Consider the following 21,121-nt stretch of genomic DNA (forward strand, 5'->3'; position numbering starts at 1 on the left):
TCCTACAGTCGTAGTTATCGTCTGCCTTTTTGTTCTACCGACCTTGATGGGCTTCGCATCATTCATAAATTCATTCGGGAGAAGCTTTTGGTTTTACTTCAACAATTTTTTTGAGTTTGGACTAGCGCTAGTGCTCTGGTGTGGAGCCGGAGCAGCGCTGATTGGCCTATACGCGATTATCAGCACCACCAGAAGCAAATCCCGCGCCCGCCCCATCCGCTTCAACCGTCAACGCCGAGAAGTCTGTTTTTTTCCCAACAACTCCAACAAACCCGGCGTTTTCGCGTCGGCCGACCGGTCAGGCGGCAAAAGGAAAAGTATTCGCCGGACCTTTAACGACACCGTCTACCGAAGCCACCGCCAATTTCAGATACACGACTTTGTTGCGCTGCAGTGCAAGGTCGGAGTCGACGAGTCTGCGGATCAGTTTGAAGTAGCGGAACGGCAAACGCTCGAAGGCGTCTTTCGGGCGGGCGTAACGTTTGCGGGAGAAGCGCCAGGCCAGTTGGCGGAACAGTCTTTTTGCCATACGCACAGCCAGTAGCATCTTTGATGCTGAAATGCTGCGCCTCTTAACGGATGACTGCAGTACGTATCGCACCCGGAGAAGGTGTTCGCCCAGTGTAATGGCCTCGGCAATCCATGCACTGGTAAAGAGCCCTGCCACTGGGCGAACGGGAGGTATTTTAGTAGAACTCTTTGAATATGTCCGCGCATATAACATGAAATTTATCGAGTAATGATTAGATGTCAGCCTAAATATGACTTACATACACCAACCAAACTCACCAGCTCGACCATAAAGCCGATTATTCTTGTACAAAAATCATACAAGAATAATCATCATATAGAGTTAATACTCAACTTTCGTGTTGACTGGTCACTTTCAATATATCGGTGTAAGTCACGACAACGCTTTGCCCTACTTTCAAGTCCTTCAGTTTTTTCTGAACTTCAGGTTTCTCGACGTTGACGGTTTTCGACTGGCCTGCCGGGTTTTCGAAAGTCACCTGGCTTTTCTTCAGGTCGATGCCAGTGATTTTCAGCTGCACCTGTACCTGACGGAACGCTTCACCGCCCGGGTTGGGATTGTCTTTGGTCGCGCGGATTTCGCCGGTGCGCTCGGTATAGCCAGGCAGCCCTTTGTCGACATCAGTGTCGAGGAACGCCGCGACCGAGTGAGTCACTTCGACGGTGACTTGATCGCCGACCTTGAGGTTGCCCAGGTCTTTTGCCTTGTCGCTTAGCTGAACATGAACCTGACGGCCTTCGGCACCTTCAAGGACAACTTGATGTTTGGCAGCGTCAACGGCCAGGACTTTGGTCGTGACCTGATCGGCTTCCACGACGGCGGACAGCGGGATATCCACCGCCACGGCGCTGAAACTGGCAGCGGACAGCACGGTGGCGAGGGTGATGGCTTTGGTCAGTGCGTGAAGTTTCATAAACGGTACGTTCCCTGTGATGGTTGGCAGCGGACAGCTCTGAATCAAGGCTCAGCGCCGTCCGTGCCACTGAGCATAGACGTTCGGTGGATTCGCCACGATGGTTCTCCTCAGACGTCAGGATCATCGACCTCATGGGCGACGTTCACGCCAGGTGAGTCCTTGTGGGATTGAGCGGCCTTGGCCTTCAGGGCCTGCCACTGGTCGAGGTCGATGGCGCCCTGCCCCAACAAATCGTCGGCCACTCGCAGCAGCTCGGCGTAATGGGCGTCGGGGGATTGCTGCCAGTAGGCCTTGTCTTCGAACAGGCGCTGCCACGCGGCAAGGTCGGGTGGTTTGAGGTCGTCGCTCATGGCGGGCTCCGGTTGGGCGTTCGTACGGTAGAGAGCCGGGCGACGGTCGTAGTTCCTGTGGATTGGACACATAAGGTCAAGAGCAAGATCAGAAGATCGCAGGCTTCGCCAGCTCCTACGCGAAGCCTGCGATCCTTTGATCTTAATAACCGGTCATTTCCAGATAGCCCTGCCCCGCGTGACTGCCGCTCAGGCGCACGGGGCCTTCCCAATACGGAATGCGCAAATCCATCCAGGCATTGGGGTTGAGCGCGTTGATGGTGATGTCGAGGTGTTTGGGGGGGATGTTGATCGACCAGCTCACGGGCATTGAGCTCCCGGCGACGGTTGCAGTGTCTTGCGGTGTGAGGCGGATATCGGCGGCGTGCAGCAACTGAGTCTGACCCTGGGCGTCGATCCAGGTGCCGGTGAGATACGGTTCGCCGTTCTTCTGCCGCATGCGGTACAGCATGACCTGTTCGCCGCTGTCCAGGTGCAGGGAGAACCAGTCCCAACCGCTCTGGTTGGCGGTCAGCGGCTGGCTGCTCCACTCGCGGTCGAGCCACGCCGGGCCGTTGACCTGATAAGTCTTGCCGTCGATATCCAACGTACCGCTGGCCTGAAAAAACGGCTGACTGTAGTAGTACGAGGCCTGGCCCTGTTCGGATTTCTGGCTGAAGCCCTTGTCGCCTTGCAGCACCGGCGGACGCGTGGACGTGAGCCGCAGTTGGTAGCTGAAAAGCTTGTCACGGGCGCTGAGTTGAAGATCCGCCAACGCATCGGCCCCCTGACCGCTGAACCGCCAATCGTCGATCCATGCATTGAAGGGCTGCACGCTCACCCCGGCCTGCCCGACGCCGCCACGGGCATAGCGTTCAGCCGCGTGATGCACCGTCGCCGATGTCACGGCCGCATGGCCCAGCCAGATCGTTTGATTACCCCAACCCGCCACCTCGGGCGTGGCTTTCAACGCACTGCGAAACAGCGTCCATTGCACACCGAACTCACGACCCTGATCGTCCTTGAGGTTGGCGGTGACGTACCACCACTCGATGCGAAAACCGTCGTGAGGTCCGTGATCTGCCGGAAAGCTGAACACCCGACCAGGCACTACCGGCGTAAATGCAGCGGCCTCACCACCGAGACCGGCGAAGCCTTTTTCAACCGGCGCCGAGTCATCGCAGCCGCTCAAAAGAAGCGCCAACAACAGCACGCCGAGCTTAATCCTCATGAGCAAACGTCCTCAACAGATCCGCCGGTTGCGAGCGATACAGCGAGTACAGCGGCCACGCCGACGCCAGCAAGGTAGCCAGCAACGCCAGCCCCATCAACTGCGCCAGTTGCAACGGGAACAACCGCAACGGCAGACGCCAGCCGAACGCCTGAACGTTGATCACCGTGTCCAGGCACCACGCCAGTGCGATGCCCAGCGGCAACGCCAGCACCAGCGTCAGCACCGCCAGCAACCAGGTTTGTCCGAGGTTGAGCAGCATCAATTGCCGGCGCGTCACGCCCAATGCCCACAGTGGCGCGAGTTGCCCGAGGCGGCTCTGGCTCTGGGTCAGCAGGCTGATGAACAACGCCACGCCCGCGACGCCAAGGGTCAGGCTGTTCAGCGCGGCGGTGGCGGCGAAAGTGCGTTCGAACACTTGGGTGGACCAGCCTTTGAGCCGGGCCTGATCGACGATGCGGCTGTCGTCCAGGGCAAAGCGTGTTTGCAACGATTTCAGGAACGCCGGGATCAACGGCGGCTCGATGCGCAGGTTGAAGCGGTTCGGCGTCAGTTGCGGCCAGCCGCGCAGCAGGTGGTCGACGTTGACCAGGATGTGGCCTTTGGGATTGCCGTAGTCGGCGTAGATCCCGACGATTCGCGGCGACCACGGGCCGGTCGGCGTGGGCAGCGTGAGGTGGTCGCCGAGACGCACCTTCAGTCGCCGCGCCAGTTGCTCGCTGAGCATCAGCGCGTCGTCCTTGGCCAGTCGGTCCCACGGGTTATCGCCCAAGGATTCCAGTAACGGCCAGTGCTGACGATAAGTCGGGTGGTCGATCACGCCAAACACGTCCGCCGGCCAGCCCTGCAACTGGATCGACACCTGCCAATTGGGCAGCACCGCGGTGAGTGATGGTTGCTGTTTGAGCCAGCTCTGCAGTTCTCTGGCCTGGGCCGGATTTTGCGGGTTCACGTACAGCTCGGCGGTCAGCCGTTGTTCGAGCCAGTTGCTGAAGGTCTGGCGAAAACCGGCGGTCATGCTGCCGGCGCCAATGTTCGCCGCCAGTGCCAACAACAGCGCCATCAACGCCAGGCTCAGGGCCGGTAATTGCTGACGGCAATCGGCAAGAAACCATTGACCGAGCACCGAACGGCTGCGATGCAGCACCAGATTCAGCAGCGAATCGAGCACCACCGGTAGCGCCAGCGCGGCGCCGATCAGCAGCGTGGCCATCAGCACGAAGCCACTGGCGAGGCTGTCGCCAAAGATCAACGCCAGCAGCGCGATCAGGCCGGCCATCGCCGCAACCCAACCCTGACGCCGCAACCAGCGCGCGTGGGCCTGATGCCAGGCTTGCGGATCGGCCAGGGCCAGCAACGGCAAACGCGCCGCCCGCAACAGGCTGTTGGCACCGGCCAGCAGCGCACCCAGCAGACTCAGGCCAACACCGCTGAGCCACCACCATGGGCTGAGGCTCAATTGCCCCGCCACTTCGGCGCCGTACAACCCGCGCAGACTGGCGGCGACGTCTGGCAGCAGCACACTGGCCAGCAGGTAGCCGCTGGCGACGCCGAAGAGACCACCGATCAGCGCCAGCGCACCCAATTCAATCGCGAGACCGGCGATCAGCATACGTGCGCTAACACCACAGGCGCGCAGGGTTCTGAGCAAGCCACGACGCTGTTCCAGTGCCAACCCGATCGCAGCGTGAACGATGAACAGACCAACGACAAAGGAGAGAAAACCCAAGGCATCGAGGTTCAGGTGAAAGCTTTCGGTCAGGCGCGCGAGATTGTTTTCTTCGCCGCTGGTCTTGAGTTGCAGTTGTCCCTTGAACCGATCCGGCAAGGTCGCGGTGAAATCCTTGGGCAACAGCAGCCGCGACAGTTGCTCCGGCAGTCCCAGAATCTGCTGAGCGAAACCAATGTCCACCAGCAACACACCGGGGGCCATCTCGGTTTGCACCTGCAGTGGCGGCAACGCCACACCGTTCAAACTGGAAGGCCGCTCGCCTTCGCGCAACCCCAACGCCTGCAACGTCTGCGGCGAAATCCAGGTGCTGCCCGGCGGGCTGAAAAACCCGACAATCTGCTCGATCGCCAGCGCCCGCCCGGCCACCGCCGAACCGGCCGGCAGCGACACCGGCTCGATGCCCATCAACTGCAAACGCTGGTCTTCATGGCCCTTGAGCGTTATTCGCCCCTGCAGCACCGGCGACACCGGCCAACCCGCACGGCGCAGCTCGACAAACAAGGCCTGGGAAAACGCCCCGCCACCGGGCGCGCTGAGGCTGGCCTGGGGTTCGCCGCCGATCAACTGACTGGCCCGCGCGTAACTTTCCCGTGCCTGGCTGTTCAGCGCCTGCACGCCAGTCAGCAGGCTGGTGGCGAGCCAGAGCCCGGTCAACACACTGAAAAACTGCACCGGGTGCTGCCGCCAATGGCTGAGCAGCGCCCGCAATGTTTCACGAAAAACCCGCACCTCAGCGATCGTCCGCGCCAGCCAGACGACCATGGTGCAACACCACTTTCTCCGCCAGTCGCGCCGCCACCTTTGGGCTGTGGGTGACCATCAACAACGTCGTGGGACTGTCGTCGAGCAACTCCAGCAACAACTTCAGCACGTCATCGCTGGTGGCTTCATCGAGGCTGCCGGTGGGTTCGTCGGCCAGCAACAGTTTGGGTTGCGACGCCAGCGCCCGACCCAGAGCGACCCGTTGCTGTTGACCGCCGGAAAGCTGTTCCGGATAACGCCGCAGCAAATCCCCCAACCCCAGACGCTGCACCAGATGCGCCTGCCAGCGCGGATCGTGGCGCCCGGCCAGTCGCGCCTGAAACGCCAGATTGTCCTCCACGCGCAAACTGCCGATCAGGTTGAACTGCTGGAACACCAGACCGATTTCAGTCCGCCGCCAGTTCGCCAGTTGCCCTTCACTCATCCGTTCAAGCTGATGCTCGCCACTGCGGATGCTGCCGCGATCGACCTTGTCCAGCCCGGCGATCAGGTGCAGCAAGGTGCTTTTGCCGCTGCCCGACTCGCCCATCAGCGCCAGGCTGCTGCCGGGTTTCAGCGTCAGGTCGACACCTTGCAACACCGGCAGCGGACCTTGCGGCGTGGCGTAGCTTTTGAAGACGCCTTGGACCTGAAGCATGGGTGAACCTGATTGTGGAGGGTGAGACAAGAATAGCGGTAGCGGAACTGAGTTGGGGCGGATTTCAGACTTGCGCTGAAGGTCAGGACCTAATCGCAAGCAACTTGCTGCTACAAGGATTTTACGTACGCCGTTGAACCAATTTGGACGCGAAGCCGGGCTAGCATCCGGCGATTACGACACACTTCCCACAAACGTCTGGGAAAAAACACCCGCAACTCAATATGTCATCCGGTTTGAAATGTCGTAAAACCGAAACGTCGCTATTTCGAGCAAACAAATATCACCCAACACTCCTTTGCATGTGCAGTGAATGGACCGGCCTATTCGCGGGCAAGCCACGCTCCCACAGGTATAGCGGTGTTCTTGATTTTTGTAGGAGCCGACCCGGTCTCAGCGCTTCACCCCCACCCACGTAAAACACAACGGCAACTGCGCCGCTTGCTTCTCATAGCGGTCATAGAGTTCCTCACGATTGGAATGCGGGTACTCCTTGAAGTGGCTGATCTGCAATCCCGCCTCGATGGCGCCGGTGAAGATCGCGCCCAACGTGTGGACGAACCAGTATGACGTCGCGGCCTGCTGCTCGACCTTGCCTTCGTAGACGATTGGCTGGTCCTGCACGAACGGCTCGCTGCGAAAGTACGAACTGGCCAAGCGATCAGGGTCATCGGCTTCGGGGTCGAGCATCTCTAGAAACGGGTGGGTTTCGTACACCACCAGCCCGCCACCGGGCTTCAGGGTTTGTGCGACGTGGCGGAAGAATTCGCCGATGTCCGGCATCCAGTTCAAGACGCCGATGGTGATCAGCGCCACATCGAACCGGGTGTGCAACTCATTCGGCAGTTGATGGATGTCAGCTTCGATGAATTCAGGCACGTGCGGCGAGCGGGATGCCAGTTCCCCCGCCTGCTCAAGAAAAGCCTCGGACTGGTCCACACCCACGACGCTGCGGGCACCCAACGCAAACAGGGAAAGACTTTCGCGACCATTGTTGCAGCCCAGTTGCACGACGTCTTTACCGTCGACGCCGACCTGTTCCAGCACACCGCGCAAAGTGTCGTCGATGCAGCAAAAATCGCCCTGTGTCACAGCCTCCAATAAAGTCTGCCATTCAGGGTTATCTTTGTGGTGTCGGGCGGAGTCATTCCAGGCATCGCGGTTGCTGGCGATGGCCTTTTCTTTTGTCGGCATTTCCATTGCACACTCCAGAACTCGGTTTTTATCAGACCGGCCCGAGTCTAGATCAGCGTTTGTGAAAACCCCATGTGGCGTTTGTTGGAATGTTGTAAGCCAGGCATCGCCCACGTCCGGCAGCTATAGTTAATGACCTTGGGGAAATGCGGGAAAACCGATTTCGCAGGTGCTGCCATGAAACACACCGATCTGCCGCTGCTGTTCGCCCTCTGCCTGACCGCCGCCACCGGCGTTCACGCGCAAGACAGCCTGACACCCACGTCCGAGTACAGCAGCGAGTTCAACTATTACGGGGAAAACCAGCCCTTCGCCCACCCCGTTCCGCCGACCCTGAGCACAGTGCCGCCGCGCTCGTACATCCCGACACCACCTCTGGAGTTCATCCCGATCGCCAGCCAGCACGAGTTCTCCGACTCACGGTTGCCGACGATCGCGGACGCCACCGTCCGGGTGTTCATCCGCTCCTACGATCCGGAACGCGGCATCTACGTGAACGAAGAAGTCATCGACCCCACTTGCCTGCTGGCCTGCCTCAGTCGTCAGGGTCAGGCGACGCCCGTTTACCACTGACGTTTGTCCGGGCGCGCGAGGCCGAGTTTTTCGATCCGGTAGCGCAGCATGTCGCGGCTCAGGCCCAACAGACGTGCGGATTTGGTAACGTTCCAGTCGGTCTTGTCGAGCATCTTGCGCACCATGTCGCGCTCCACTTCCGGCAGGTTCATCGACTCGTTGCCGTTGTAGACCGGACGTGACTCGCTGTGGTGTTGCGCTTCCGGCATCACCTGGGGCTCATCCACCAGACTCAGGCAGACGTTCAACTGGTGGGCGGCGATAGTGTCGTTCTGGGCCAGCAGCACGGTTTGTTCGAGCATGTTGCGCAATTCGCGCACGTTGCCCGGCCAGCTGTAATTGAGCAGTAATTCTTCGGCATGGGCGCTGAAATGCAGGTTCGGTTTGCCATAACGCTTGCCGTGGATCGCCAGGAAGTGCCGGGCCAGCAACAGGATGTCTTCGCCACGGGCATACAGGCGCGGCACCTTGATCGAAATGATGCGCAAGCGGAAGAACAGATCGCGGCGGAACTTGCCCTGCTGGACCATTTGTTCGAGGTTGCAGTTGGTGGCGCTGATCACTCGCAAATTGACCTTGCGCTCTTTCACCGAACCGACCCGGCGAATGGTCCGATCTTCGATCAGCTTCAGCAGTTTGACCTGCAGCAGCAGGTCCATTTCACCCACTTCATCAAGGAACAACGTTCCGCCATCGGCCGCTTCTACCAGGCCAACGCGACGGTCCTTGGCGTCGGTGAACGCGCCCTTCTCATGGCCGAACAATTCCGACTCCACCAGGTTGGAAGGAATCGATGCGCAGTTGAACTCAATGAACGGCCCCTTGGCGCGCGGACCGTCAAAATGCAGCGCGCGGGCCACCAGTTCCTTTCCGGTGCCGGTCTCGCCTTCCACCAGCACGGGCGGCAGATCGGTGTTGGCCATCCGGCGCTCGGCGTCGAGCAACTGACCAATCGTGTTTTTCAGATAGAGCATCGGCCCCGATACGCCGATCAAGGCCTGCACCCCCGACTTCTGCGCTTCGCGTTCCTGATAGAACGACAGCGTGCGCTCCATCCGGTCGGTGGCCAGGGCCTTGTCCAGCAACAGCTTGAGTTCCGGCAGCGCCACCGGTTTGGTGACGTAATGGAACGCTCCCTCTTTCATCGCCACCACGGCGTCTTCGACATTGCCGTAGCCGGTCATCATGATCACTTTCAGGTCCGGCGCGCTGATGCGCAGCTTCTGGATCAGATCGTGACCGCTCATGCCAGGCAGCGAGTTGTCGGTCAGTACCACGTCCGGGGCGAACGTGCGCATTTGCTCCAGCGCCTCTTCAGCCGAGTGGCAGACCGTCACGTCGAAGTCCTTGAGCTCAAGGAAAGTCTGAATATTCCTGGCGAGGAGTTCATCATCCTCGACCAGCAGAATGCTGTGCTCCATATTCCCCTCCCGTTGCCACTTTAAAGTTAAGGCTGACGCGGGTCCCTTGCTGCTCCTGACTGGTCAGTTCGACCGAGCCCTCGAAGCGTTCCATTATTCGTTTGACCAGGGCCAGGCCCACGCCCAACCCGCCTTGTTTGGTGGTGAAAAACGGCTTGAAGACCATTTGCTGCTGCTGTTTGGTCATGCCCGCGCCGGTATCGCTCAGGGTCATGCGCATGTGGCCGGGCTGAGTCGATTCAATGTCGATAGTCAGCACGCCGCCCTTGGGCATGGCTTCCAGGGCGTTGGCAAACAGGCTATTGAGAATTTGCGTCAGCAGCACTTGTTGGCTGACGACCGGTGGGCAGGTATTGGGGGTGAAACGAACCTCGACACTGGAGCGGTCGATCAGTGCGTCGAAGGCACTGAGGGTGTCGTCGATGGCCAGCACCAGATCCACCGTTTCGTACTCGTCATTCATCGGCCGCAACGACACCAGCAGCTCGCGAACCCAGCGCGACATGCGATCGACCTGATTGATGATGTCGCCGATGTTTTTCTGCGCATTCTGGCTGGCAATCTCTTGAGCCAGTTCGGCACTGGAGCGAATGTTCGCCAACGGATTGCGCAAGCTGTGGGCCACGGCCGAGGACATTTCACCCAAGGCAACGAACGTTTCGTTGGCGATCAGCTGTTTCTGCTGGCTCTCGAGCAGCTTGGCCGCACGCCACACAATCCAGAACAGTCCAAGGTAGATGACGGCACCGCCGATCAAGGTCGCCAACCATATCGCCTTGAAACCGCGCTGGATGCGCGCAACCAGATCAGCCGGCTCCTTGTAGACCTCGACCATGGCGATGACCTTGCTCTTGTCGGCATTGAACATCGGAATGTAGTTTTCGATGAACAGATACTCCGGCTCGCGCAACAGTCTCTGCTCGGGACGTTCCTCATCAATCTCGTGGTAGCTGGTGGACACGGCTTCCTTCATCTCGAAAGATTCGTCCAGTTCCTCATCATCTTCAATTCGCACGCCGATCAACTCCGGGTTGGTCGACCAGACCACGGTGCGATCCAGCGCGTACACCGTGGCCAGCAGAATGTCCGGCAGAAGCTCCACATGTTCGAGAAACTCGGTGCGCGAGGCGGCACGGGCACCCGGATCGACATCGGGGTAGGCGTTGTCCTGACGCGGGTCGAGCATTTCGCCCATGGTTCTGTTCGGGTTGATCGAGGCGTGGCGGATTTCGGCATCACCGATGGCCTGAACAAATTGCGCGGTCAGCATGGAATCGCGCTCGATGCTCTCCTCGACCACGAAACGCGTGGAAATGTAGCCCAGCCCCAACGCCACGGCGGCAATAATGAAAAAGCTCCCAAAGGAGAACCAGCGCAGCAGATTGAACTGTCCACGCCATCCCGTGCTTTCTGCTGCCGGCGTATTCGGCGGCGCAGGTACTTTTTGTTGTTCGAGTATCTGCATGGGGCGAATCCTGGGTACTGACATGAAGCCTTTTCAGTGGCGTTTCGGATCAGTGTAGGTGGCATTGTTCGAGCCCGGCGGCTCAACGCTAGTAATTAGCCGCTATGGCGCCTGTGCGGCCTGCAACGGTTGCTGACGATCGGTTTCCTCCTCCAGAAAATCGACGATGGACTGCGCCGCGTTCACATCCAGACGCAGGTTTGGCATCGGCACTTTGTCAAAGCGTTGAAACAGTTCCAGCGCAATCGGGTCCTTTTCGGCAAGCATGCGATCCGGTTCGCGGATCCAGCGATTGAGCCAGGCGGGATCCCGTAGACGGGTCACGCCGATCAGGTCCGGACCGATGTTGCGCATGCCAATGCCCTGCCCGTCTTGCGGCCCGAGGCTGTGACACGACGCACAACGGGTGCGAAACAACTCTTCGCCGTTGCTCGGCGGGCGGATCTCGGGCGCATCGGCATAACTTTGTTCAACGCTGGGTTGCTTCCAGTTATGCAAGGTATTGGCCAACTGATCGGCGAGGATCCACGGATTCTCGAACGGTGAGGCTTTCATCCAGCGACCGGTGCTTTGGTTACCCACGATCAGGCTCAGGTTGTGGTCCTTGTTGCGGCCGTTGTCGACGCCTTCGATGAACAGCCCGAGCTTTTTACGCAGGTCGGTAACGGCGTCGAATTCGCCGGTGAGAAACTGCCAGCCTGGCCCGACCTTGAAGCGCTGCGCGTAAGCCTTGAGCACTTCGGGTGTATCGCTCAACGGGTCGATGCTGATCGAGTAGAAAAAGATGTCCTCGCCGACCCGGGGCCCCAGCAACTGTTGCACCTGGCGCAGGCGCGCGGTTTCCAGCGGACAGGAGTCGCTGCACGTGGTGAAAATGAAGTTGATCACCACCACTTTGCCCTTGATCAGGTCATCGAAAAAACGCACCTGCCGACCGTCCTGATCGGTCAGCAAGGTGTTGGGGAAGTAATCACCGCCCCAGGGTGTCGCCGATTCCGTCGGCGACAGTGCACCGTCATGAGCGAGCAGCACCTGACTGGCCAGCAGAAACGTCGCCAGTACCAGAATCAGGTGCATGCCCAGGGCGCGGGAGCGCGGCGTGTGCAGTGTCATGTCGGCTCCCCTGCGGATCATGGTTTGACCACCACTTGGGGGCCGTAGCCATCGCCGGTGCGGAAGGTTGGCAGTGCGGCGGAGTTCACGTAGCGCACACCATCCCAGCTCGGCAACGGAGTCGGCATCAACTGCAGTTGCCCCGGTTTTTCAACGTCCCAACGCAACAACATGGAGTTGTCCTCATGTTGAGTGTTGTGGCAGTGCTCCATGTACGTCCCGGCAAATTCGCGGAAGTTGATCGCAATCTCGACGTTGTCCGTAGCATCCGTTTCCGTTCCGACGCGATATACGTCCTTGCGTGCCCATTTTTCCCATTCCGGTGGTAGCTTGCCGCCACGGCTGAGGATGATCCCTTCCTCGAAATGCACGTGCACCGGGTGGCTCCAGCCCAGGCCGCCGGACTTGATGTGCCAGACTTCCAGCGTACCAAAGCCCGTGGCGCCGGCATCGGTCGGGCCGGAGGCCAGTTTGGTCCCGACGCTCAGCCGACGGGGGTCCATGCTGAAACCGAAACCGCCGTCGGTCTTGATTGTCCACGGCGCCAGATCGGTGCCGTCGGAGCGACCGAAGGTGAAGGTGCGGTGACGGGCCTTGGCCAGCAGCGCCTTGTCGGCCGCATTATCACGGTGAATTTTCAGCGGGATCATCACCAGGCCTTCAGCCTTGCCCGGCTTGGCCGGTTCATAAGCGGCCGGGTCCATGGCCAGGTCCTGACCGGTGTAAGCCTTGACGTTGAATTGCAACACCTTGCCTACCCCCGGATCACCGTCCTCCCACTTCGGCCCCTTGCTGGTTTGCTTGATGACGGCCTTGTACTTCTCGGACAGCACGTCAGCCAGGGAGGCGGGTAATTCCGGGCCCTTGCCGTCTTCGTGCACCAGCAGGTTGACGAAGAACAGCTTGTCGCCCGCTTTGACCCCGTTTTTCGAGAAGTTAACGATGATGTCGAAACGCTCGGCGATGCCCAGGGTTGGCAGGATCGCGTTGTGGTTCTGTTTATCACCGTCGGCATCCAGGTCCATGCTGCCGTCGAACGGCACGCTGTGTTCCATGACATTGCCATCGTTGGCAATCATGTGGAACGGCACCCGGGCATACGACACGCCCGACCCGGCAGGCCCTTGGAACTCGCCGCTGGCGCCCTTGATCTCGCGTACCAGCGCGAATTTGAAGTAGCGCGACACTGAGCTATTGAGCATGCGGAACCGATAGCTGCGGGCGCGCACATCCAGGACCGGTTTCCACTTCCAGTTGACCAGCACCTGATCACCGAGGAAGCCGTCGGTATTGAACGGGTTGAACCACAGTTGACCGTTCTTGTCCCACGCCTTGTCGGAAAACTGCAGGTTGACGTCGTAGTCTCGGTTACCCCAAGGCAAGGCGCTGCCACTGGGAAAACGCAGGTTGACGCCGTCATTCACCGATTCATTGCCACGGTCCAGGGCGCTGTAGTAGTTCATCATTGCCACGTTGCCCTTGTAGACGTTCTGCGCGGTGAAATCGAGCATGTGGTCGTGAAACCAATGGGTACTCATGGTTTCGCGCCAGTCGCCGCGGATCTTGATCGTGCCGTTTTCGCAGGTCTTGCGGCTGGGAGTGAGATCGTTGGTCCACAGGGTTTCGCCCGGCGCGCACGGAAAAGCTGCACGCGGGTCCTCAGCCTTAGTGTTGATGCTGTCGTAACCGGCCAACTGGATCGGCCAGCGATAGTCGTAGAATTGCCCGGGGAAGAAAAATGCGTTGGCATAACCGTCGCTTTCTGCCGGTTGGTGACCGTTGTGTTCGTGGGTGGTGAGGGTGTGCAGACCAAACCCCATGTTTGCTGACGGGTCGATCGGCAAGCCGTTGTAATGGCGCATCAACACCGGTTGTCCGTACCGAACCATGAGCAATTTGGGCGGAAAGGTGCCGTCGAAGGTCCATACCGAGTTGTGTTTCTGCACCGGCATTTTCGGGTGCAAACGCGGTTCAACGCCTTTGGCGGTGCCTGCGGTCGCCGGCACGCCAGCCACATTGTAATAGAGGCCACCGGGCCCAAACTCGCCCATGGCATAGCGATGCATCTGACGACTGTCACGCAAACCGGTATTCAACCGTGCGCCGGCTTGCACAGTCTTGTAGGCCGTCTGCGGGTAAAACTCGTTCCAGCGCTGGTGCGACCAGCCTTTTCCTGGCGGACGGCCTTCAGCCGACGAGCCGATACGTCGGTTAAGGAAAAATTCAATCTGCTTCTGCCAAGGGTTGCGGTCGACCACGTTGGAATACTGGCTGGGGAACGGAGTCAAGCCTGGTTGACGCAAGAACGCGTCGAGCGCCGCACTCGGCGGAGCGCTGCGAGCGGCGCTGGTGGGATCTTGTTGCGGCAGCGGGCCAATGGCGGGCGGTGGAAACGGCAACGGCCCCGCCGGGGTGCTGGGATCAAGTTTTTCCGTGCCGAATTCTTCGAACAGCGCCAGTGGCTGAGTGAACGGCAGAGCACCGTACAGCGGACTGGGTTTTCCATTGGTGGGGTAATCGAAGCTGGTCTGCAATGCCGGCGGCAGGATGTTTTCCTGGCGCGTGGTGTCTTTGCTGCCTTTGACGCCACCCGGCAAATCAAAGGAATCCAGGTTAGCCGGGGGCATGGTCAAAATAGCGTTCAAGGCGCCTTGTCTGTCAGCCGGTTCGTCGTGGTACGCCGAAGGGTCGGACGGTCCGGGCTGTCCTTCGTCGTCGATCGGGCCGGCCTGCAGGCTCGTTGTACCGAGCGTCATTGTCAGAAGGACGCTCAGGGGCGTCAGGAGACCAAACCACTTGCAGGGGTGCCGCGCTTTTCTGTCCATCACCAGCCGCCTCGAAGTCGTGAAGGGGGTAATGGGGGTTTTGCAAGGAGCTCGCCAGATCTGTAACAACCTTACGCAAATGCACTAATACCTAGCGAAACAATGGCTTATCAACATCAATGTGCCATGCCAGAAAAAACGACTGGGGAATGACACCCGCTACCGGGGAAAGTTCATCCCCGTTTCAGGGAATCTGCTGGAACGACAGGCGGACACACGTGCCCTCGCCCTCGCGACTCTCCAGGCTCACGGCACCGCCGTAGCGCTCCATGATTCGTTTGACCAGCACCAGCCCGACACCCAGCCCGCCTTGCTTGGTGGTGAAAAAAGGCCGGAAGGCCAGGCTGCATTGTTCCTCGTTCATACCTTTGCCGGTGTCGCTCACCACCATACTGACGCCTCGGGCATCAGTGGGCTCCAGGGTGATGGTCAGCGTGCCGCCCTTGTCCATGGCTTCCAGCGCATTGGCCAGCAAACTGTTGAGGATCTGCGACACCTGTATTTGCTGGCTCAGGACCATCGACGTGTCCTTCGGTTCGAACACCACGTGAACCCCGGCCTTGGCGATCTGCTGTTCGAAGGCCATGAGGCTGTCGTGCAACGCCGCCACCAGATTCACCGGCTCGGGCTCGTCATGCAGTGGGCGCAAGGACTGGAGCAATTCCCGGACCCAAGTCGACATGCGATCCACCTGACCGATGATGTCGGTGATGTTTTTGTGCGCCGGGCTGCTGTCGAACTCCAGCGCCAGCTCGGCGCTTGAGCGAATGGTCGCCAACGGGTTACGCAAGCTGTGGGCCACCGCCGACGACATCTCGCCCAGGACCACGAAAGTCTCGTTGGTGATCAGTTGTTTTTGCTGCGCCTCCAGCAGAATCGCCGCCCGGCGCACGATCCAGTACAGCCCCAGATAAATCAGCCCGCCGCCCAGCGCGGTGGCCAGCCAGATGAGCACCAGGCCGCGTTCCATGCGCTCGATCAAATCCTTCGGTTCCTTGTAGATCTCCACCATCGCGGTGACGTTCTTGCCATCGGCATCGAACAGCGGAATGTAGTTTTCGATGAAGATGAAATCCGGTGGCGACACGAACTTCTGTTCCATGCGTGTCTTGTCGACATTGTGGTAGCTGGTCGACACAGGTGTCTTGGAGGCAAACGCCTGGTCCAGGTCTTCGTTGGAGTGAATCGTGGTCCCCATCAAAGCCGGGTTTGTCGACCAGATCACCATGCGATCGGGCGCATAGATGTTGACCAGGATCACGTCCGGCAGGTGCTCGACATGGTCGAGAAATTCGCCCCGGACATTGGCGCGGGCCATCGGGTCGACGTCCGGGAAATCCCTGTCCGTGCGCGGGTCCAGCAGCTCGCCCAGGGTCCGCACATTCGGGATCGACACATGACGCAGCTCGGCCGCGGCGATCGCCTGAATGAACTGCGAGGTCAGCAACGCATCGCGCTGCACGCTCTCGGTAATCACGAATCGCGTGGACACTGCGCCCAACGCCACCGCCACCGTGCCGATCACCGCCATGCTGATGAGCGAAAACCAGCGCAGCAGGTTGAACGGCTGCTTGCGCGGGTTCAGGCGAGCGCCCTCCTCGGACTGGAGCGTTTGCGTAGGCAAGTTCATGGGTGTACTTCTCGGCGATTCCCCCCATTGGTTATAGCCCACTCATGGTTGTTTGCCCGATCCGGAGTCCGCATTTCCCCAACTTCCATCTACCCCCAATGTTGGGGGCAGCGGCCCTGATTACCGGCCGGTATTCAAACCCGGCTTGAGCCTGACAAGCCTTGATTCCTGGCCTCTGACGGCCGTTTCCTGCGATTGGTATGGAAGTTGCCGAACTCCCGCTCAACTGACCCATCCCCACGGGGCAGGTCTCTGATAGAGGGAATACTCATGCACCCTTTACTGTCCAAAACCGCGATCGCCCTGGTCGTGTCCACTCTGGCCCAAGGCGTCGCCCAGGCAGCGCTGTTCGCTGTCGACCCGGGGCCTTATGTTCCCGCCAACGGTTCGTTCGCTGCCTGGTATCAGGACACCCACGGTCGTACCCTCGATCTTTGCCTGTCCAAGGCCGTCAGTTCACGGGTGCCCAGTGCGCCGGGCGCACCGACCTATATGTGCAACCTGCTACCGACGCCGGGAGTGTTCGACGATGCGCAACCGATCGACTTCCCGACCAACTTCCCGGATGAAGCGTTCTGGTTCACCGTCGATGGCACGATCGTAGACGCGGCCAGGGGCATCGACCTGGCCTATGGTTCGGCGATCGAAGCCGCCTTCGCCGCCGAAGAGCCGATTGAAGGCGACCAGGTCAGCTTCGCCCGGGTGCGCATTCGTGTCGACGTGCCCACCGCCGGCACCTACGTCATCACCCACCCCTACGGCGTCGATGTGTTCAACATCGACACACCCGGACGGCGCGCAATCAACATGACCCGGGACATCGGCATCGGTACGCCGAAGACTTACGACGGGGCCCTCAAGGGTGACGTCGGACCCTTCCTGCGCAGCCTCAACGGCCCCTACACCGAAACCAATCCGGTGACTGGCCAGGCGGAAACCTTCATCGGCGATCCGAACCTCGAAGAAGCCGTCACCGGCAGTCCGTTCAACACCAACTTCATCCGCATCGAAGGCCCCAACGGACTGGATCTGCGCACGACGGTGTTCGCCGTGTCCGGCAAGTTGTCCAAGGTGATCCGGCCGACCCCGATGATCACCCAGCGCAGCACCTACTCGCGACGTGCCGGCGCCAGCGCACCGGTGGCGCAACAGGACGTGTTCGTCTTGGCTCCGCCGCCATCCGCCACCGTCACCCTGGACAGCAACAACCCGGTACTGAAGCTGCGGGAGGCCAACACGACCGGCAACTGGTACGTACAGTCTTCGACCAACCCGAGCTTGCCGAGCACCTTGCAAATGACGGCTGACAACCACTTGGCCATCCCCAGCAGCACACCGACCACCTTACCGATGCCGCTGACCGACCTGGTGGTGATCCAGCGCGCCGAGTACAGCTTGAGCAGCGGGCAAATAACAGTGGTGGCCTCGACCAGCGACGAAACTTCGCCGCCGGTGCTGACCGCCACCTCGGGCACCGGCACCGCCATCGGCGCCCTCAGTGGCGACGGCGCGGTGAAAAGCCTGGCTACCGGGATCTCGCCGATTCCACCGGCCAAGGTTCGGGTGACGTCATCCAATGGCGGTAGCGATACCGAAGAAGTGGTCATCGTGCAATGAACGCTCACATGCCCAGATATTCATCAGGAGGCATCATGAACAATTGGCCACGCCTGGCGCTCAACGCCTTGGGACTGACTCTATCGCTGTCCGGTAGCGCGTTCGCGCAACTCGCCGCCGTCGACCCCGGCCCTTACACCTTCGCCACGGGGAAATTCCCCATGTGGTATCAGGACAAAAATCTGCTGTCGATGGAGCTGTGCCAGTCCCGGGCCGCGAGCTCGCGGGTGCCGGCCACGGTGCCGCTGTCCTACATGTGCACCCTGCTCCCGGAACCCGGCGTCTACGACGACAGCCAACCGATGGTGTTCCCGGATAACTGGCCGCCGGAATCCTTCTGGTTCCTCGCCGAAACCTCCATCGCCAACAACGCCGCCGGCTATGGCATGGACGCCTACGTGGCCGGGATCGAAGCGGCATTCGCCTCGGAAAACCCGGTCGATGGCGATCAGCAAAGCTTCGCGCGGATTCGCATCCGGGTGAATGTGCCCACCGCCGGGACCTACACCGTCACCCACCCTTACGGTGTGGAAACGATCAAGGTCACCGCGCCGGGCCGGCGTGCGATCAACATCACCAAAGATGTCGGCATCGGTGCGCCGGGCAATTTCAGCGGCGCCGTGAACGGTGCCATCGGGCCGTTCCTGCGTAGCGTCAACGGCCCTTACACCGAGGTGAACCCGGACACCGGCACCGTCGAAACCTTCGTCGGCGACCCGAACCTCACCGAAGCCGTCACCGGCAGCCCCAACAACACCAACTTCGTGCGCATCACCGGGCCGGCGGGGACCATCCAGACCAGCCTCTTCACCCTCGCCGGCAAAGTCCTCGACAACCGTGCGCAAACCCATGTGGAAATGGGCCGTGCCACCTACCGGCGCATCCCCTCCGCCACCGGCAGCAGCACCCGGGTCGAAGTCTTTGGCAAAGCGGACAACAGCTCGACGCTGTGCTTGCGTGAAACCGTCGCGCTGGTTCCCGGACCACCCCGTTCGCCGTGCCAGACCCACCTGGTGGGCGACAACAACGGGTTGTTCTTCGGTCAGCATCTGGTCACTGGCGCCGTGCCTTCGGTTGTGGTGCTCACCGCCACCAATCCGACCGGCACCACCCGGCCGACGGCGGTGTCCAGCAAGCTCACTGACCTGGTGAAAATCCAGACCGCTCGCTACAACTTCAACAACCACAGCCTGCTGATCGAGGCCACTTCCACGGATGAAGTGGCAGTGCCAGACATGGTCGCTCAAGGCTACGGACGTCTGTCGAAGACCGGCATCCTGCAACGCCTTACCGTCGCCGACCTGCCGCAACCACCGGCCACCGTCACAGTCAAATCCGCCGCGGGCGGCAGCGACACCGAGCCTGTGGTGGTCACCGGAACAGCACCGGACAGCGGTGAAAACCAGCCGCCGCTGGCCGTTGCCGACACCGGCAGCACCAGCTTCGGGGTGCCGCTCACCCTCAACCTGCTGGCCAACGACAGCGACCCGGACGGCAACACGCCGCTGAGCATCACCGCGCTGACCCAACCGGCCACCGGGCAAGGCACCGTGGCGTTGAGCGGCTCGGCCGCCGTGGTCTACACGCCGCCAGCCGTGGTCACTGTGCCGCTGACCACGACCTTCACCTACAAGGCTCAAGACGTCAAAGGCCTGGTCTCGGCAAACCCGGCGACCGTGACCATCACCGTGGCGCCTAACCGGCCACCGGTGGCAGTCGCGGACAGCATCGCAACGCTGGGCGTGGCGGTGCCGATCAATGTGCTGCTCAACGACACCGATCCGGAAGGCAACGTGCCGCTGGCCGTCGCCAGCTTCACCCAACCACCGGTCGGTCGCGGCACCGTCAGCCGCAACGGCACGGTGATCACTTACACCCCGCCGGCCACCGTTGCGACGGCGTTCACTACGACCTTCACCTACATCGCCCGGGACAGCCTCGGCGCCCTGTCGGTGACACCGGCGACGGTCACCGTACAAGTCTCGCCTCGACCACCGGCAGAAACCTTCACGGTGACCACGGCTACGGTGTCGGCGCGCTCCAATAACCGCTTCACCTGGGAATTTGCGGGTACTTCATCGGTGACCACCGGCAACACCATCACCGTCCGGGTCAGCACCCCGACCGGATTGGCGACCCTGGGCACCGCCACGGTATCGGCGAACGGTCGCTGGCGGTTGACGGTGAACAACACCACCACAGTGATTCCATCGGCGAACCCGACCGCCACCATCACCTCGTCCCAAGGCACCGTGCGCTCGGTCTCGGTGACCTCGAACTGAGCCCTCGCCCCATCGGCCACAGGGTGGTCGATGGGGCTGGTCTCGTGCAAACGCACCGGGAACATTGCCAATGTTGAACAGAGCGGTGTGACGCAGACGGCGACTGCTCAGCAGATGGGTATGGATAACCGGGCGACGGTGTTGCAGCAATAATTGCAGGGTATAAAAAACCGCGATCATTGATGGATGGATCGCGGTTTTTTTACGTGCTGAGCGCAGTTACCCTGTGGGAGACCGGCTTGCCGGCGAAGAACGATAACGCAGTTCCGCTGCATCAACCTGTGGCGAGGGAGCTTGCTCCCGCTGGGCTGCGAAGCGGCCCCAAAAGCTGCGTAGGCAGTGTCAGGCAAATTTGCCGAGTTGGTTTAACGACGGCTGCGCCGCCGAACGGGACGGTGCGGCGATCCGACAAGCTCCCTCGCCACGGTGGTTCACTGCCTATTCCTGCGGATCAATGTTATCCAGCGCCCGATTCACCGCCAGGTCCGCCAGCATGATCACCTGCTGGATACCCAACAGCATGCTGCGCTGCGGGCCGTCCACAAACACCGCGAAATCACAGGCCATGACACCGGCCGAAGCCAGCGATTCGCAGGCGCTCGACAACAGGGTTTCGGTGTCGATGTCCGGGGCGATTAAAAACATTGTATTGGGCGTGTAGGGATGTGAGTTTTTTCGGATGGAGGGATCGAAACCCTGGTCGGGAGCGGGATCGGTGGGATCGCTTTCGGGGGGATTGGGGGTTGGTTTTGGCATGGAAAGTCTCCTATGAAAAACTTGAACCACCATGACCTATCGCTAAACAAGTAAGGGTGGCAGCTGTACGCAGGTTAGCGATCCGGGACATAGGAAGCCCGGGTAG

The 21,121-nt window shown here is 60.5% G+C and carries 16 protein-coding genes and 1 pseudogene; 4 read left to right on the forward strand and 13 right to left on the reverse strand.

What is annotated here, in order from left to right; translation table 11 throughout:
* Positions 1 to 275: 275 nt before the first annotated feature.
* The 7 genes and pseudogenes from ACYZTL_RS05375 to ACYZTL_RS05405 form a co-directional block, all read right to left on the reverse strand.
* A pseudogene (locus ACYZTL_RS05375) lies at positions 276 to 537 on the reverse strand (VanW family protein); the annotation flags it as partial.
* Positions 538 to 860: 323 nt separating this feature from the next.
* A complete protein-coding gene (locus tag ACYZTL_RS05380; protein ID WP_461950912.1) occupies positions 861 to 1,445 on the reverse strand; it encodes a hypothetical protein in 585 nt (194 codons plus the stop codon).
* A 110-nt stretch (positions 1,446 to 1,555) separates the two neighbouring features.
* Positions 1,556 to 1,798, reverse strand: a complete 243-nt coding sequence (locus tag ACYZTL_RS05385; protein WP_461950913.1) for a hypothetical protein — start codon at positions 1,796 to 1,798, stop codon at positions 1,556 to 1,558.
* Between the two features lie 142 nt (positions 1,799 to 1,940).
* Positions 1,941 to 3,008 (reverse strand): lipocalin-like domain-containing protein, encoded by a 1,068-nt coding sequence (locus tag ACYZTL_RS05390; protein WP_461950914.1) that lies wholly within the window; start codon positions 3,006 to 3,008, stop codon positions 1,941 to 1,943.
* A complete protein-coding gene (locus tag ACYZTL_RS05395) occupies positions 2,998 to 5,469 on the reverse strand; it encodes an ABC transporter permease (RefSeq protein ID WP_461954267.1) in 2,472 nt (823 codons plus the stop codon). The genes ACYZTL_RS05390 and ACYZTL_RS05395 overlap by 11 nt, the downstream gene beginning before the upstream one ends.
* A gap of 1 nt (position 5,470) precedes the next feature.
* Positions 5,471 to 6,139, reverse strand: coding sequence for an ABC transporter ATP-binding protein (locus ACYZTL_RS05400; protein WP_461950915.1), 669 nt, complete (start codon positions 6,137 to 6,139; stop codon positions 5,471 to 5,473).
* A gap of 393 nt (positions 6,140 to 6,532) precedes the next feature.
* Complete coding sequence (locus ACYZTL_RS05405; protein ID WP_461950916.1) at positions 6,533 to 7,339, reverse strand: class I SAM-dependent methyltransferase; 807 nt, start codon at positions 7,337 to 7,339, stop codon at positions 6,533 to 6,535.
* 171 nt (positions 7,340 to 7,510) lie between these two features.
* On the opposite strand from ACYZTL_RS05405, the gene ACYZTL_RS05410 reads away from it, so the two are divergent.
* Entirely contained in the window at positions 7,511 to 7,906 is a 396-nt protein-coding gene (locus ACYZTL_RS05410; protein ID WP_461950917.1) for a hypothetical protein, read from the forward strand.
* Here ACYZTL_RS05410 and ACYZTL_RS05415 read toward each other — a convergent pair.
* The 5 genes from ACYZTL_RS05415 to ACYZTL_RS05435 all read right to left on the reverse strand — a co-directional run bounded on the left by ACYZTL_RS05415 (position 7,897) and on the right by ACYZTL_RS05435 (position 16,360).
* On the reverse strand, positions 7,897 to 9,327 hold the full coding sequence (locus ACYZTL_RS05415; RefSeq protein WP_461950918.1) for a sigma-54-dependent transcriptional regulator: 1,431 nt from the start codon (positions 9,325 to 9,327) through the stop codon (positions 7,897 to 7,899). The two genes, ACYZTL_RS05410 and ACYZTL_RS05415, sit on opposite strands and share 10 nt — an antisense overlap.
* The gene (locus ACYZTL_RS05420) at positions 9,296 to 10,792 is read right to left on the reverse strand and encodes a sensor histidine kinase (RefSeq protein ID WP_461950919.1); all 1,497 of its coding nucleotides are present in this window, start codon (positions 10,790 to 10,792) and stop codon (positions 9,296 to 9,298) included. Before ACYZTL_RS05420 ends, ACYZTL_RS05415 begins: the two co-directional genes overlap by 32 nt.
* Positions 10,793 to 10,894: 102 nt before the next feature.
* Positions 10,895 to 11,905: an SCO family protein gene (locus ACYZTL_RS05425; RefSeq protein WP_461950920.1), complete on the reverse strand. Its 1,011-nt coding sequence runs from the start codon at positions 11,903 to 11,905 to the stop codon at positions 10,895 to 10,897.
* Positions 11,906 to 11,922: 17 nt separating this feature from the next.
* The gene (locus ACYZTL_RS05430; protein ID WP_461950921.1) at positions 11,923 to 14,730 is read right to left on the reverse strand and encodes a multicopper oxidase domain-containing protein; all 2,808 of its coding nucleotides are present in this window, start codon (positions 14,728 to 14,730) and stop codon (positions 11,923 to 11,925) included.
* Positions 14,731 to 14,914: 184 nt separating this feature from the next.
* Positions 14,915 to 16,360, reverse strand: a complete 1,446-nt coding sequence (locus tag ACYZTL_RS05435; RefSeq protein WP_461950922.1) for a sensor histidine kinase — start codon at positions 16,358 to 16,360, stop codon at positions 14,915 to 14,917.
* A gap of 270 nt (positions 16,361 to 16,630) precedes the next feature.
* Here ACYZTL_RS05435 and ACYZTL_RS05440 point away from each other — a divergent pair, with 270 nt between their 5' ends.
* The 3 genes from ACYZTL_RS05440 to ACYZTL_RS05450 are packed head-to-tail and all read left to right on the forward strand — an operon-like array spanning position 16,631 to position 20,412.
* Positions 16,631 to 17,977 carry a hypothetical protein gene (locus tag ACYZTL_RS05440; RefSeq protein WP_461950923.1) on the forward strand — a complete coding sequence of 449 codons (1,347 nt, stop codon included), beginning with the start codon at positions 16,631 to 16,633 and terminating at the stop codon, positions 17,975 to 17,977.
* Between the two features lie 35 nt (positions 17,978 to 18,012).
* Positions 18,013 to 20,259, forward strand: a complete 2,247-nt coding sequence (locus ACYZTL_RS05445; protein WP_461950924.1) for an Ig-like domain-containing protein — start codon at positions 18,013 to 18,015, stop codon at positions 20,257 to 20,259.
* Positions 20,260 to 20,289: 30 nt separating this feature from the next.
* Positions 20,290 to 20,412 (forward strand): hypothetical protein, encoded by a 123-nt coding sequence (locus ACYZTL_RS05450; protein WP_461950925.1) that lies wholly within the window; start codon positions 20,290 to 20,292, stop codon positions 20,410 to 20,412.
* 285 nt (positions 20,413 to 20,697) lie between these two features.
* Here the strand turns inward: ACYZTL_RS05450 and ACYZTL_RS05455 are convergent, their stop codons facing one another.
* Positions 20,698 to 21,015 carry a DUF6124 family protein gene (locus tag ACYZTL_RS05455; RefSeq protein WP_461950926.1) on the reverse strand — a complete coding sequence of 106 codons (318 nt, stop codon included), beginning with the start codon at positions 21,013 to 21,015 and terminating at the stop codon, positions 20,698 to 20,700.
* Positions 21,016 to 21,121 lie beyond the last annotated feature (106 nt).

Source organism: Pseudomonas sp. LB3P81 (genome assembly GCF_054897965.1).